The following is a 13,840-nucleotide window of genomic DNA, read 5'->3' on the forward strand; positions in this document are numbered from 1 at the left end:
AAGCATGATTGAAGCCGATCGCCTGGTCTCGGGCAGTTCCTTTAATGAAGAAGAAACGCTCGACCGCGCCATTCGCCCTAAGCTGCTGACGGAATATGTTGGCCAGCCGCAGGTGCGCGAGCAAATGGAGATTTTCATCCAGGCCGCGAAATTGCGTGGCGATGCACTCGATCATCTGCTGATTTTCGGCCCACCGGGATTAGGTAAAACCACGCTGGCCAACATCGTGGCCAACGAAATGGGCGTTAACCTGCGCACCACTTCGGGGCCGGTGCTGGAAAAAGCCGGCGATCTTGCGGCGATGCTCACCAATCTTGAACCCCACGATGTGCTGTTTATCGATGAAATCCATCGCCTGTCGCCGGTGGTGGAAGAGGTGTTGTATCCGGCGATGGAAGATTATCAGCTAGATATCATGATCGGTGAAGGTCCGGCTGCGCGTTCGATCAAGCTCGACCTGCCGCCGTTTACCCTGATTGGCGCCACAACGCGCGCCGGTTCATTAACCTCACCCCTGCGCGATCGTTTCGGCATCGTCCAGCGCCTTGAGTTCTATAACGTGCCCGATTTGCAACACATCGTCGGTCGTAGTGCGGCTTGTCTGGGACTCGCGCTGAGCGAAGAGGGTGCGTTAGAAATTGCGCGTCGCGCGCGCGGTACGCCGCGTATCGCCAATCGCCTGTTACGCCGTGTACGTGATTTCGCTGAAGTTCGCGCCAACGGCAACCTGAGCGGTGAAGTGTCAGCCAGCGCGCTGGATATGCTTAACGTCGATAGCCAGGGCTTCGATTATATGGACCGCAAGCTGCTGCTGGCGATTATCGACAAGTTCTCGGGTGGTCCGGTTGGGCTTGATAACCTGGCGGCGGCGATTGGAGAAGAGCGGGAAACCATCGAAGATGTGATTGAACCCTTCCTCATCCAGCAAGGGTTCATACAGCGCACGCCGCGCGGCCGGATGGCAACGCAGCATGCCTATAAACATTTCGGTATCAGTCGCGAAGAGTAAACCGGCGCTAGGCCGCCGGTTTTTTTGCCATGCTAAAGATGAACAGCACCGCAGCGCATAACACCACTGAAGGTCCGGCTGGCGTATCGTAATTAGCGGAGAAGGTCAGTCCGCCGGTGACGGCGATAATACCGATAATCACTGCGTAACCCGCCATCTGTTCCGGCGAGCGCGAGAAGCGCCGTGCCGTGGCTGCCGGAATAATCAGCAACGAAGTAATGATCAACGCACCAACAAACTTCATGGCTACACCGATGGTTAACGCCGTCACTAACATCAGCATCAAGCGTGTGCGTTGAATATTAACGCCATCCACCTGCGCCAGTTCCGGACTGATCGTCATTGACAGCAGGGAGCGCCATTGCCACGCCATTACTGCCAGCACAATCGCCACGCCGCCGCCCATCATCCAAAGATCATCTGGGGTTACCGACAGCAGGTCACCAAACAGATAGGCCATCAAATCCACACGCACTCCTTGCATCAGGCTAACCACCACTAAACCCAGCGAAAGCGCACTGTGCGCCATAATGCCGAGCAGCGTATCAATAGCCAAATGCGGACGACGTTCCAGCCACACCAATCCTAACGCCAGACACACGGTAACCATAATTACCGCGTAATAGGGATTAACGTTGAGCAGCAAACCAAACGCCACGCCAAGCAGCGATGCGTGGGCGAGGGTATCGCCGAAGTAGGACATGCGGCGCCAGACGACAAACGAGCCGAGCGGACCGGCCGCCAGCGCCAGCAAGACGCCGCCCAGCCAGCCAGGTAATAACAGTTCAATCATGACGAGCCATTTCCTTTGCGCAGAACAATACGTCCCTGTAAATCGTGACGATGATTATGGTGATGGCGATAGATCGCCAACTGCTGCGCGCCGCGTGGGCCAAACATCGCGATGAATTCCGGATGCTGTGACACCGCTTCCGGCGTGCCGGAACAGCAGATGTGATGATTGAGGCACAATACCTCGTCGGTTTTCGCCATCACCAGATGCAGGTCGTGTGAAACCATCAGCACGGCACAGTTCAGCTCGCGACGCAGCTGGTCGATCAAATCGTACAGCGCAACCTGGCCATTGACGTCAACGCCCTGCGTCGGCTCATCCAGCACCAGCAACTGAGGTTCATTAAGCAGGGCACGCGCCAGTAAAACGCGCTGGGTTTCACCGCCGGACAGTTTTTGCAGCGGCGCATTGAGCAGATGCCCGGCCTGCACGCGTTTTAGTGCGGGTAAAATGGCATCGCGCTTGGTACCGCGTGAAAGATGCATAAAGCGCTCAACGGTGATGGGGAGAGTGGGATCGATATGCAGTTTTTGCGGCACATAACCGATGCGCAAATCAGCGGCTCGCTTGACGCTACCGCTGGTAGGTTTAAGCAACCCGAGCACCGCACGCACTAGCGTAGATTTGCCGGCGCCATTTGGGCCAAGCAGCGTGAGAATTTTTCCCGGTTCGAGTGTCAGGCTAACGCCTGCAAGCACCGGACGCTGGGAGAACTTCACGGAAATGTTTTCAAGGGTAACAAGTGGCGACATGATATTTACGGTTGCATTGAATTTCGAATGTTATAATATCACATTCCATCACCGGGTCACGATGGAATGACGTATTATGTTACACATTAAAAAGCACCTTGTTTTCACCCTTACTGCTGCGGCAATCGTTGCCTCAAGCGCACTGCCCGCGCGTTCAGCGGTAGTGGCATCAATCAAGCCAATCGGATTTATCGCAGCCGCCATCGCTGATGGCATTACGCCTGTTGAAGTATTGCTGCCTGATGGCGCATCAGAACATGATTATGCCTTACGTCCTTCCGATGTAAAACGTATAAAAAACGCAGACTTAGTCGTTTGGGTTGGACCAGAAATGGAAGCCTTTTTGACCAAGTCAGCGGCAGAATTACCCGCCAATAAAAACCTCGAAATTGCTGCTTTGCCAGGCATAAAAACTCTGTTGATCAGCGGCGATGAAGATGATGATGAACATGAGCACGATCACGATCATAACCATGCCTCAGAAAATTCTGAAGACCAGGACGCGTCTCATGCACATCACCACCATGGGCAGTTTAATATGCACCTGTGGATGTCACCTGACATGGCCATACAATCTGCGGTTGCAATCCATGGAAAATTATTGGAACTTATGCCGCAAAGCAAAGCCAAACTTGACGCTAATCTGCAGGAATTTAAGGCAGAATTAGCCGATGCAGACAAACACATCGGCGCGCAACTCGTGCCTGTGCGGAACAAGGGTTATTTCGTTTTTCACGACGCTTACAGCTACTTTGAAAAACATTACGGTTTGTCGCCTTTAGGGCATTTTACCGTTAATCCTGAGATTCAGCCGGGCGCTCAGCGTTTACATCAAATACGAACACAGTTGGTTGAGCAGAAAGCAGTATGCGTTTTTGCTGAGCCACAATTCAGACCGGCCGTCATCGATGCCGTGTCCCGTGGCACTAGCGTGCGTAAAGGTACGTTAGATCCGCTGGGAACAGACATCAGCTTATCTAAAGACAGCTACGTGAAGTTTCTCACAGAGTTGTCGAGCCAGTATGCGAGCTGCCTGAATGGAGCATGAGGAATAAGTAAAAGTGCAGCAGATAGCCCGCTCTGTCGCCCTCGCATTTAATAATTTGCCGCGCCCCCACCGCGTTATGCTGGGTTCATTAACCGTAGTCACTTTGGCCGTCGCTGTATGGCGGCCTTACGTTTATCATCCTCGTGATGTTGCGCCCATCGTGAAAACCATCGCGCTGGACAAAGACGAACTACGTACACTGTTGCCGGAAGCCAGTGAACCGATCGATCAAACCACGGAAGAGCCGGAAGAAGATATTCCTGCTGACGACATTGATAAAGATGTCCCGGACAATCCTAACATCCACGATTACACCATTTCTTCGGGTGATACGCTAAGCAGCGCCCTGAATCAGTACGGCATTGAGCTGGGTGATATCAACGCGTTGGTAAGCAGTGATAAAGATCTGCGTAATATGCGCGTCGGTCAGCAGCTGAGCTGGACGTTGGATGCGGATGGCCAACTGCAAACCTTCAGCTGGGAAATCGATCGTCGTGAAACCCGTACTTATCAGCGTGCAGATAACGGCAGCTTTAAGATGCAGCAAGAGCTGCAAAAGGGTGAATGGCAGAACAGCGTGCTGAAGGGTGAAGTGCGCGGTAGCTTTGCTGCCAGCGCTCAACGTGCAGGCTTGAGCAGCGCTGAGACCAGTAACGTGATCAAAGCGATGCAGTGGCAGATGGATTTCCGTAAACTGCGCGCCGGCGACGATTTTAGTGTGCTGATGTCGCGTGAAATGCTCGGTGGAAAAAGTGCGCAAAGTCAGCTGCTGGGCGTACGTTTACGCTCCGGTGGCAAAGATTATTACGCTTTCCGCGCCGAAGATGGCAAGTTCTACGATCGTAATGCATCGGGTCTGGCACGCGGCTTTATGCGCTTCCCTACGGTTAAGCAGTATCGCGTTTCCTCAAACTTCAATCCACGCCGCCTCAATCCGGTGACGGGCCGTATCGCACCCCATAAAGGTGTCGATTTTGCGCTGCCGATTGGTACGCCAGTGTTGGCCGTTGGCGATGGTGAAGTGGTGATGGCGAAGAACGGCGGCGCTGCCGGTAACTACGTAGCGATTCGTCATGGTCGTCAGTATATGACGCGTTACATGCATCTGAGCAAAGCGCTAGTTAAACCGGGGCAAAAAGTGAAGCGTGGCGATCGCATTGCGCTTTCAGGTAACACCGGACGTTCGACCGGTCCACATCTGCACTACGAAGTGTGGATCAATAACCAGGCGGTGAATCCACTGACGGCGAAGTTGCCGCGCATGGAAGGCCTGACAGGTAAAGATCGCAGCACGTATATGGCGCAAGTCAAAACCTGGTTGCCGCAGTTAACGTTGAAATAACGCATCATTGTGCGCAGACGGGAAAAACCGACGGATTCTTCGTCGGTTTTTTGCTATCTGGCGCATGAAGATTGCAAATTTAATCATCGTCACTATTATTGACCGGTCATTGACAGAGGCGAGTGCATGGAAACCCGAAAGAAAAATAACAGTGAGTTTATTCCCGTTTTTCAACGTTCATTTTTAAAGCCGAAATACTGGGGCAGCTGGTTAGCGGTTGGCGCGCTGGCTGGTATGGCATTACTTCCCGCCAGCGTGCGCGATCCGATTCTGGGCGGATTGGGCAAGTTCGCCGGTAAGCTGGCGAAAAGTGCGCGGCGTCGTGCGCTGATCAATCTCTACTATTGCCTGCCGGAACTGAGTGAGGCGCAGCGCGAAGAGATTGCTGATCGTATGTTTGCTACTGCACCGCAGGCGATGGCCATGATGGCCGAGCTGGGCCTGCGCAATCCTGAGCATGTGCGTAAGCGTGTTGAGTGGCACGGTAGGGAAATTATCGAGCAACTGCAGGCAAATAAAGAAAACGTCATTTTCTTAGTGCCGCACGGTTGGGGCGTGGATATTCCGGCTATGCTGCTGGCGTCTGAAGGCCAAATGATGGCGGCAATGTTCCATAACCAAAGCGATCCGTTAATGGATTACCTATGGAACACGGTGCGGCGTCGCTTTGGTGGTCGCATGCATGCACGCAATGATGGCATCAAGCCGTTTATCGCGTCCGTACGTCAGGGATATTACGGCTATTATCTGCCCGACCAGGATCACGGCGCAGAACATAGTGAGTTTGTCGATTTCTTTGCTACTTACAAAGCCACATTGCCTGCCGTTGGGCGCCTGATGAAAGTGTGCCGCGCGCGCGTGGTGCCGTTATTCCCGGTGTATAACAGCAAAACTCATCGTCTGGAAATCTATGTGCGTCCACCTATGGACGATCTGCTGGATGCCGATGACCACACATTGGCACGCCGTATGAATGAAGAAGTGGAAGTCTTCGTGCGTCCACATCCTGAGCAGTACACGTGGATTTTGAAGCTGCTAAAAACGCGTAAGGAGGGAGATATTGAACCTTATGCGCGTAACGATCTTTATCCACGCAAGAAATAAGAAAAGGGGCCGTTTGGCCCCTTTCTCATTCTACCTCTGCGACATGACTGCGACGTTTACGTTCCCGCAGGAACAGCGTCACCAGCGCAAACCACAGCACGCCAGCCGCAAAGTTAATGCCGCTAAACCAGGGTGTTCCGCCGCTGAAGTAGCCACTTTTTGCCAGTTCAATGCCGATCGCTAACGTCAGGATACTGATCATGCCAAGCATCGCCGCAACGCTGCCTTTGCCTTCATTACTGGAGTAGAGCGTCAGGCGATACAGACCGGCGTTTACCATGCCTGCGCCAAATGCGTACAGGCTTAAACCGGCGGTGAGCAGCAAATAAGTATGGCTGTCGAGCAGATTGGCCAGCAGTGAAATGCTTAGACCAATCAGAATTGGCCAGGCGGCAAATTTCACCGGTTGCTCAATGGGTACGCGACCCGCCAATTTACCCAGCGTGATATTGCCGGCAATCATTGCCAGAAATACCGGCAGCTGTAGCAGCGCGTACTGCATCCGCGATAATCCTTCATCGTGCATTAAAATCACTGGCGAAAGCGCCACCCACGTGAGGATCGGGATAAATACCAGGCCGATCGCGAACGATCCGTACATCACCTGGCGATCGCGTGCTAAGCGGGCATAGCCGCGCGCCAGGGTCGGCAGGGCGATAGAGTGGCTGCGGTCGCCAGCGGTTTCGGGCATTACGCGCCACAACAGGGCAAAAGCAACCACGCTGCAAATGGCAAACAGCCAGAACATGCTGCGCCACTCGCCAACGGTAAGCCACGCCGCTCCGGCCAGTGGTCCCGCTAAAGGTGCCAGCAGCGCAACGTTAGCCATCAGCGCCATCATGCGTACCGCCAGGGCTTCCGCAAAAGCTTCCTGCACTGCCGCGTAGCTGACTGCGCCAATGAAGCACAGGCTAATGCCCTGAATGAAGCGTAGCGCGACGAACTCTTCAATGCTGCTAACCCAGGTGGTCAGAATGCAGGCGGCTGCAAAGAACAGAATGCCAAACAGTAATACCGGGCGGCGGCCATATTTGTCAGAAAGCGGGCCCAGCAGCCATTGCAGTACCACGCCGCCCATGAGATAGGCGGTCAACGAAGTGGATACCCATTCGGGGCCGACGCTGAATTCAGAGGTAACCAGCAGCATGCCGGGCTGAATCATGTCATGCGCGATATAGGTCGCAAATTCAAACAACACCAGGGCGAGCGGAAACAGCAGCACGCGCCCGGTAAGTTGGGTTATAGGTTGATAGCGGGCCATTTGGCCTCCTTGTCAAAAAAATAAAAACGCGACTGCCAGGCAGTCGCGTTTGTCCATGTTGTTACAGCCGCTGTCAGACGTGCGTATTAATCTACGCGCAGCACACGGCTGGTATTGGTGGTGCCGGTGGTCGACATCACGTCGCCTTGGGTGACAATCACCAGGTCGCCTGAAACGAGGAAACCTTTTTCGCGCAGCAGGTTCACTGCATCGTGCGCGGCGGCAACGCCATCATTATTGCTGTCGAAAAATACTGGCGTAACGCCACGGTACAGCGCGGTTAGATTCAGCGTACGTTCGTGGCGTGACATAGCAAAGATCGGCAAACCCGAGGTGATACGTGAAGTCATCAGCGCAGTGCGGCCCGATTCGGTCATGGTGATGATGGCAGAAACCCCTTGCAGGTGGTTGGCTGCATACATCGCCGACATGGCAATCGCCTCTTCAACGTTATCGAACTGCACCTCAAGGCGGTGCTTAGAAACGTTAACGCTCGGGATTTTTTCCGCACCAAGGCACACTTTTGCCATCGCTGACACGGTTTCTGCCGGATATTGACCCGCTGCGGTTTCTGCTGACAGCATCACCGCATCCGTACCATCCAGCACGGCGTTTGCCACGTCCATGACTTCTGCACGCGTAGGCATCGGATTGGTGATCATCGATTCCATCATCTGCGTTGCGGTAATGATGGTGCGGTTCAGCTGGCGCGCGCGACGAATCAAAGCTTTCTGAATACCGACCAGTTCAGGGTCGCCAATCTCCACGCCCAGGTCACCACGCGCCACCATCACCACGTCAGAAGCCAGGATGATGTCATCCATCGCTTCCTGCGAGGCAACCGCTTCAGCACGTTCAACTTTAGCCACCAGCTTAGCGTCACAGCCCGCATCACGCGCCAGGCGACGCGCATAATTCATATCCTCGCCATTGCGCGGGAAAGAGACGGCCAGATAATCAACGCCGATTTTGGCGGCGGTAATAATATCGACTTTGTCTTTCTCCGTCAGCGCATCTGCTGAAAGACCACCGCCGAGTTTGTTGATGCCTTTATTGTTGGAAAGCGGGCCGCCGACGGTGACTTCGGTGAACACTTTTACGCCCTGAACTTCCAATACTTTCAACTGAACACGACCATCATCCAGCAGCAGGATATCGCCCGGCACCACGTCTTCTGGCAGGCCTTTATAGTCGATACCGACTTTCTCTTTATCGCCTTCGCCTTTGCTCAAATCGGCATCCAACAGGAAACGATCGCCGACGTTGAGGAACACTTTGCCTTCTTTGAAGGTCGATACGCGAATTTTAGGACCCTGCAGGTCACCCAGAATCGCCACGTGGCGGCCAAGTTTTGCGGCAATTTCACGCACTTTATTGGCACGCTGCTGATGATCTTCTGGGGTGCCGTGGGAGAAGTTGAGTCGTACAACGTTTGCACCTGCCGCGATGATTTTTTCGAGGTTGTTGTCGCGATCGGTAGCTGGGCCGAGGGTTGTAACGATCTTGGTTCTTCTGAGACGTCTGGACATGAAGGACTCCGTTAGCAAAGTATCGTGTCGCTCTCAAGTGACACGTAGTGTTCATCTATTCTATATGATCGATGGGCTGTGATTCGACTCACATTGTGAATGTGATGTTAATTATTTTCCTGCACCTGCTTTTCCAGGCGCGAATCTTTCAGCGCTTCTTTGACCCGTTTCAAATTCTCACGGAAAGAGGCGCCGCGCTCAAGGGTAAACCCTGTCGCCAGAACATCCACCACGGTTAATTGTGCCAGGCGGGAAACCATCGGCAGGTAGATATCGGTATCTTCAGGCACATCCAGCGTCAATGCCAATGTGGCTTCCGCCGCCAGCGGGGAACCTGGAGAAGTGATAGCCAGCACAGTGGAAGCGTTTACACGCGCCAGGCGAGCCAGTTCTATCATATTTTTGGTGCGGCCAGTATGCGAGATGAGAACAAATACATCATTTGGTCCACTATTTATGCAACTCATGCGCTGGATCACAATATCCTCTGACCAGATGACCGGCAGATTAAAGCGCAGAAATTTGTTGGTGGCGTCGTGTGCCACCACGGCTGACGCACCAAGGCCGAAGAAGGCGATTTTATGTGCCTGCGTCAGGGCCTGAACGGCCTGACGAATGACCTGTGAATCGAGTTGCTGGCGGACGCGACTCAAACCCGCCAGCGCGGAATCAAATATTTTATGGCTGTAACTTTCGACACTGTCATTTTCTTCCACATCGCGGCTGACCCAGTTCGGACTTTTGACCAGGCTCTGCGCGAGCTGCAGTTTGAAATCAGGAAAGCCGCGCGTTCCCATGCGGTGACAGAAGCGGTTTACCGTTGGTTCGCTCACCTCGGCAGCACGCGCCAGCGTGGCGATGCTGGAGTGCATCGCCTGTTGAGGCGCGGCAAGAATTTGCTCTGCCACTTTGCGTTCTGATTTACTCAGCGCGTCTAATTGCGCCTGAATCTGTTCCAGCATGGTTTAACCTAATGAGCGTCAATCACTTTTCAGCGTTCATCAATCAATGAAATCGCTGCCAATTGACAAGAATATACCGTGTAATAGCACCTCGCACGCAGCGGAGGACAAATGTAAACGCGAATTTTTTGCGATACTTTGATCGCTGACGTGTTTTGCCTCGACAAATATCGAAACAGAAAATGTGGCCAAATGGCACGCGACACCACACTTAACACCTTTATTACGTTCACAGTTAACGCCAGCAAAGCGCCGTGTTCGGGTTGTCCTGGCGCGGCGAAAAACGTACATTGTGCTGTAAGAAAATTACAATAAGGACCCGGCGTGATGAGAACGCTCAAGCCGGGTATATCCTGCAACGAGGAGAGGAAAATGGCGGTTACACAAACAGCCCAGGCATGCGATCTGGTGATTTTCGGTGCCAAAGGCGATCTTGCACGCCGTAAACTGTTGCCATCACTGTATCAGCTGGAAAAAGCCGGTCAGATTCATGAAACCACTCGCATTATTGGCGTGGGACGCGCGGACTGGGACAAAGACGCGTATACCAAAGTGGTGCGTGAAGCGCTGGAAACCTTCATGAAAGAGAAGATCGATGAAGCGCTGTGGGATACGCTCAGCAGCCGTCTCGATTTTTGTAACCTCGACGTTAATGACACCTCGCATTTCACCAAACTGGGCAAAATGCTTGACCAGAAAAATCGCGTCACCATTAACTACTTCGCTATGCCACCCAGCACCTTTGGGGCGATTTGCGACGGACTGGGCGCGGCTAAGCTGAATGCTAAACCGGCGCGCGTGGTGATGGAAAAGCCGCTCGGGACGTCATTAGAAACCTCGCAAGAGATCAATGACAGCGTGGGCAAATACTTCGAAGAGAGCCAGGTATTCCGTATTGACCACTATCTTGGTAAAGAGACGGTGCTCAACCTGCTGGCGCTGCGTTTCGCCAACTCTATCTTCGTGAATAACTGGGATAATCGCACCATTGACCACGTGCAAATCACCGTGGCAGAAGAGGTCGGCATCGAAGGCCGTTGGGGTTACTTCGACAAAGCCGGTCAGATGCGTGACATGATCCAGAACCACCTGTTACAGATCCTCACCATGATTGCCATGTCGCCGCCGTCCGATCTCAGCGCCGATGCGATTCGTGATGAGAAAGTAAAAGTGCTGCGTTCACTGCGCCGTATTGATCAGACCAACGTGCGTGATAAAACCGTGCGCGGCCAATACACCGCAGGCTTTGTGCAGGGCAAAAAAGTGCCGGGCTATCTGGAAGAAGAGGGCGCGAACAAGCAGAGCGCGACCGAAAGCTTCGTTGCTATCCGCGTGGATATCGACAACTGGCGTTGGGCTGGCGTGCCGTTCTATCTGCGCACCGGCAAACGCTTGCCGACGAAATGCTCTGAAGTGGTGGTTTACTTCAAGAATCCAGAGATGAACCTGTTCAAGGATTCGTACGCTGAGCTGCCACAGAACAAGCTGACCATTCGTCTGCAGCCGGACGAAGGCGTGGATATCGAAATCCTGAACAAAGTGCCGGGACTCGATCACAAGCATAAACTGCAGACCACCAAGCTGGATTTGAGCTACTCCGAAACCTTTAACCAGTCGCATCTGGCCGATGCTTATGAGCGTCTACTGCTGGAAACCATGCGCGGTATTCAGGCGCTGTTTGTCCGCCGTGACGAAGTTGAAGCGGCGTGGGGCTGGGTCGATTCCATCATTGACGCCTGGAACGCCGATGCCGAGGCGCCGAAGCCATATCAGGCCGGCACCTGGGGGCCGGTTGCCTCTGTCGCGATGATTACGCGCGATGGCCGTTCCTGGAACGAGTTCGAATAAGCGCACCAAACCAAGCCCGCCGAATGTGCGGGCTTTTTTTCGTCCAAAATTCATTTTTCTGAAAAGTGAACCCGGGTTTCAAAAAATTTTGATATCCGATGGACGCCGCTCCAGCCAATCTTGTATGGTAGAGCCCAATTATTGACAGCGTGGCCGTGCGCCGGGCTGATGCAACTAAGGAAACGTGATGAAGAACTGGAAAACAAGTGCTGAACAGATCCTGAAAACGGGCCCGGTCGTGCCGGTCATCGTGGTTAATAAGCTGGAACACGCGGTGCCGATGGCAAAAGCGCTGGTGGCTGGCGGCGTGCGTGTGCTGGAAGTGACACTGCGTACGCCGGTAGCGATGGATGCGCTGCGTGCGATGATTAAAGAAGTGCCAGAAGCGGTAGTAGGCGCTGGTACGGTGATTAACACGCAGCAGCTCAAAGAAGTCACGGATGCGGGTGCGCAGTTTGTTATCAGCCCAGGTTTGACTGAGTCGTTGCTAAAGGCAGCGGTGGAAGGTCCGGTACCCTTAATTCCAGGTATCAGCACGGTGTCAGAATTGATGACCGGTATGGATTATGGATTGCGTGAGTTCAAGTTCTTCCCGGCGGAAGCGAATGGCGGCGTAAAAGCGCTGTCGGCGATTGGTGGCCCGTTCCCACAAGTGCGTTTCTGCCCAACCGGCGGCATCTCGCCGGCCAATTATCGTGATTATCTGGCGCTGAAAAGCGTGCTGTGCATTGGCGGTTCGTGGCTGGTGCCGAATGATGCGCTGGAAACCGGTGACTGGGATCGGATTACGCGCCTGGCGCGTGAGGCGGTTGAAGGAGCAAGAACGTAGCGTCATTTAACAGGTGCGCAGGGTATGCGCACCTTACGGCTTCGGGTCGCCACGCATGGCGACCTGTTAACCTAACCTTCCACTCTCACTGCTGCCGCACTGGCAACAGCGCGCGCGATAGCGTCATCGGTGCTTTCACCGGTCGCTAATGCGACACCCAAGCGACGCTGACCTGCGATTTCCGGCTTACCAAACAGGCGCAGCTGCAAACCTGCACCCAGCGCGGCTTCGATATTAACAAACTGCACGTTCTGGCTGTTCAACTCCGGCAGGATAACGGCCGAAGCCGCCGGGCCATATTGACGAATGCCGCCAATTGGCAGGCCGAGGAAGGCGCGTACATGCAGCGCGAACTCCGAAAGATCCTGCGAAATCAGCGTTACCATACCGGTATCATGCGGACGCGGTGACACTTCGCTGAAGATAACCTCATCACCGCATACGAACAGCTCCACGCCGAACAGACCGTAACCGCCGAGCGCTTTCACCACCTTAGCGGCGATATCCTGTGCGCGTTGCAGCGCCAGTTCACTCATCTGCTGCGGCTGCCACGATTCACGATAATCGCCATCTTCCTGACGATGACCAATCGGTGCACAGAAGTGGATACCATCTACCGCGCTGATGGTCAGCAGGGTGATTTCGAAATCAAACTTCACCACGCCTTCGACGATGACGCGGCCCGCGCCGGCACGTCCGCCTTGCTGGGCATAATCCCAGGCTTTATCCAGCTGGCTGGCTTCGCGGATAAAGCTTTGGCCTTTCCCGGATGAGCTCATCACGGGTTTTACGATGCACGGGAATCCAATGGCATTCGCCGCAGCGACAAAGTTCGCTTTGCTATCGGCAAACTGGTAGGTCGAGGTCGGTAGGGACAACTCTTCCGCCGCCAGACGACGAATGCCTTCGCGGTTCATGGTCAGCCGTGCAGCGCGCGCGGTGGGCACCACTTTCTGGCCTTGAGCTTCCAGTTCCAGCAGTTTTTCGGTGGCGATAGCTTCAATTTCTGGCACCACAAAGTGCGGCTGTTCCTGCGCAATCAGCGCGGCCAGCGCATCACCGTCCAGCATATTGATTACGTGGCTACGATGCGCAACGTGCATGGCGGGCGCATCGGCATAACGATCCACCGCGATCACTTCCACACCAAGACGTTGGCACTCCAGCGCCACTTCTTTGCCTAATTCGCCTGAACCTAACAGCATGACACGCGTAGCGGCAGGGCGCAGCGCGGTTCCGAGAGTCGTCATAATTTCACCTTAGCAGTCAAAATGCGCGCGCAGTATAAACGAAAACGTTTGCGTACTCACGCTTTCAGCTTCATCAGGTTTGCCATACTTTTCTCGCTCTGACGTTAACTGAC

General features: G+C 54.0%; 12 protein-coding genes. 6 read left to right on the plus strand and 6 right to left on the minus strand.

Features of this window, described 5'->3' with window-relative positions; genetic code table 11:
* Positions 1 to 4 precede the first annotated feature (4 nt).
* A complete protein-coding gene (ruvB, locus tag WFL93_RS12195) occupies positions 5 to 1,009 on the plus strand; it encodes a Holliday junction branch migration DNA helicase RuvB (RefSeq protein ID WP_007889560.1) in 1,005 nt (334 codons plus the stop codon).
* 7 nt (positions 1,010 to 1,016) lie between these two features.
* On the opposite strand, the gene znuB is transcribed toward ruvB, so the two are convergent.
* Together znuB and znuC are read right to left on the minus strand one after the other, a co-directional pair.
* Positions 1,017 to 1,802: a zinc ABC transporter permease subunit ZnuB gene (znuB, locus tag WFL93_RS12200; protein WP_007889561.1), complete on the minus strand. Its 786-nt coding sequence runs from the start codon at positions 1,800 to 1,802 to the stop codon at positions 1,017 to 1,019.
* Positions 1,799 to 2,554: a zinc ABC transporter ATP-binding protein ZnuC gene (znuC, locus tag WFL93_RS12205; protein ID WP_336778236.1), complete on the minus strand. Its 756-nt coding sequence runs from the start codon at positions 2,552 to 2,554 to the stop codon at positions 1,799 to 1,801. The genes znuB and znuC overlap by 4 nt, the downstream gene beginning before the upstream one ends.
* Positions 2,555 to 2,630: 76 nt before the next feature.
* Between znuC and znuA the strand changes: the two genes are divergently transcribed.
* The 3 genes from znuA (at position 2,631) to lpxM (ending at position 6,048) form a co-directional block, all read left to right on the plus strand.
* The gene (gene znuA, locus WFL93_RS12210; protein WP_336778237.1) at positions 2,631 to 3,602 is read left to right on the plus strand and encodes a zinc ABC transporter substrate-binding protein ZnuA; all 972 of its coding nucleotides are present in this window, start codon (positions 2,631 to 2,633) and stop codon (positions 3,600 to 3,602) included.
* A 13-nt stretch (positions 3,603 to 3,615) separates the two neighbouring features.
* The gene (mepM, locus tag WFL93_RS12215) at positions 3,616 to 4,944 is read left to right on the plus strand and encodes a murein DD-endopeptidase MepM (RefSeq protein ID WP_007889564.1); all 1,329 of its coding nucleotides are present in this window, start codon (positions 3,616 to 3,618) and stop codon (positions 4,942 to 4,944) included.
* A 126-nt stretch (positions 4,945 to 5,070) separates the two neighbouring features.
* Positions 5,071 to 6,048 (plus strand): lauroyl-Kdo(2)-lipid IV(A) myristoyltransferase, encoded by a 978-nt coding sequence (lpxM, locus tag WFL93_RS12220; RefSeq protein WP_007889566.1) that lies wholly within the window; start codon positions 5,071 to 5,073, stop codon positions 6,046 to 6,048.
* 25 nt (positions 6,049 to 6,073) lie between these two features.
* On the opposite strand, the gene WFL93_RS12225 is transcribed toward lpxM, so the two are convergent.
* The 3 genes from WFL93_RS12225 to WFL93_RS12235 all read right to left on the minus strand — a co-directional run bounded on the left by WFL93_RS12225 (position 6,074) and on the right by WFL93_RS12235 (position 9,800).
* Positions 6,074 to 7,309 (minus strand): MFS transporter, encoded by a 1,236-nt coding sequence (locus WFL93_RS12225; RefSeq protein WP_007889567.1) that lies wholly within the window; start codon positions 7,307 to 7,309, stop codon positions 6,074 to 6,076.
* Between the two features lie 86 nt (positions 7,310 to 7,395).
* Positions 7,396 to 8,838 carry a pyruvate kinase gene (pyk, locus tag WFL93_RS12230; protein ID WP_007889568.1) on the minus strand — a complete coding sequence of 481 codons (1,443 nt, stop codon included), beginning with the start codon at positions 8,836 to 8,838 and terminating at the stop codon, positions 7,396 to 7,398.
* 107 nt (positions 8,839 to 8,945) lie between these two features.
* A complete protein-coding gene (locus WFL93_RS12235) occupies positions 8,946 to 9,800 on the minus strand; it encodes a MurR/RpiR family transcriptional regulator (RefSeq protein WP_049852073.1) in 855 nt (284 codons plus the stop codon).
* 372 nt (positions 9,801 to 10,172) lie between these two features.
* On the opposite strand from WFL93_RS12235, the gene zwf reads away from it, so the two are divergent.
* Together zwf and WFL93_RS12245 are read left to right on the plus strand one after the other, a co-directional pair.
* Positions 10,173 to 11,648, plus strand: a complete 1,476-nt coding sequence (gene zwf / locus WFL93_RS12240) for a glucose-6-phosphate dehydrogenase (RefSeq protein ID WP_049852074.1) — start codon at positions 10,173 to 10,175, stop codon at positions 11,646 to 11,648.
* 187 nt (positions 11,649 to 11,835) lie between these two features.
* Entirely contained in the window at positions 11,836 to 12,477 is a 642-nt protein-coding gene (locus WFL93_RS12245) for a bifunctional 4-hydroxy-2-oxoglutarate aldolase/2-dehydro-3-deoxy-phosphogluconate aldolase (RefSeq protein WP_336778238.1), read from the plus strand.
* 71 nt (positions 12,478 to 12,548) lie between these two features.
* On the opposite strand, the gene purT is transcribed toward WFL93_RS12245, so the two are convergent.
* Positions 12,549 to 13,727: a formate-dependent phosphoribosylglycinamide formyltransferase gene (gene purT, locus WFL93_RS12250; RefSeq protein WP_336778239.1), complete on the minus strand. Its 1,179-nt coding sequence runs from the start codon at positions 13,725 to 13,727 to the stop codon at positions 12,549 to 12,551.
* Positions 13,728 to 13,840 lie beyond the last annotated feature (113 nt).

It is taken from the genome of Pantoea sp. USHLN256 (genome assembly GCF_037149875.1).
GTDB lineage: Bacteria > Pseudomonadota > Gammaproteobacteria > Enterobacterales > Enterobacteriaceae > Pantoea > Pantoea nemavictus.

Coding starts and splice junctions, on each gene's coding strand:
- ruvB (WP_007889560.1), top strand. CDS start 5: ATGATTGAAGCCGATCGCCTGGTCTCGGGCAGTTCCTTTAATGAAGAA.
- znuB (WP_007889561.1), bottom strand. CDS start 1,802: ATGATTGAACTGTTATTACCTGGCTGGCTGGGCGGCGTCTTGCTGGCG.
- znuC (WP_336778236.1), bottom strand. CDS start 2,554: ATGTCGCCACTTGTTACCCTTGAAAACATTTCCGTGAAGTTCTCCCAG.
- znuA (WP_336778237.1), top strand. CDS start 2,631: ATGTTACACATTAAAAAGCACCTTGTTTTCACCCTTACTGCTGCGGCA.
- lpxM (WP_007889566.1), top strand. CDS start 5,071: ATGGAAACCCGAAAGAAAAATAACAGTGAGTTTATTCCCGTTTTTCAA.
- WFL93_RS12225 (WP_007889567.1), bottom strand. CDS start 7,309: ATGGCCCGCTATCAACCTATAACCCAACTTACCGGGCGCGTGCTGCTG.
- pyk (WP_007889568.1), bottom strand. CDS start 8,838: ATGTCCAGACGTCTCAGAAGAACCAAGATCGTTACAACCCTCGGCCCA.
- WFL93_RS12235 (WP_049852073.1), bottom strand. CDS start 9,800: ATGCTGGAACAGATTCAGGCGCAATTAGACGCGCTGAGTAAATCAGAA.
- zwf (WP_049852074.1), top strand. CDS start 10,173: ATGGCGGTTACACAAACAGCCCAGGCATGCGATCTGGTGATTTTCGGT.
- WFL93_RS12245 (WP_336778238.1), top strand. CDS start 11,836: ATGAAGAACTGGAAAACAAGTGCTGAACAGATCCTGAAAACGGGCCCG.
- purT (WP_336778239.1), bottom strand. CDS start 13,727: ATGACGACTCTCGGAACCGCGCTGCGCCCTGCCGCTACGCGTGTCATG.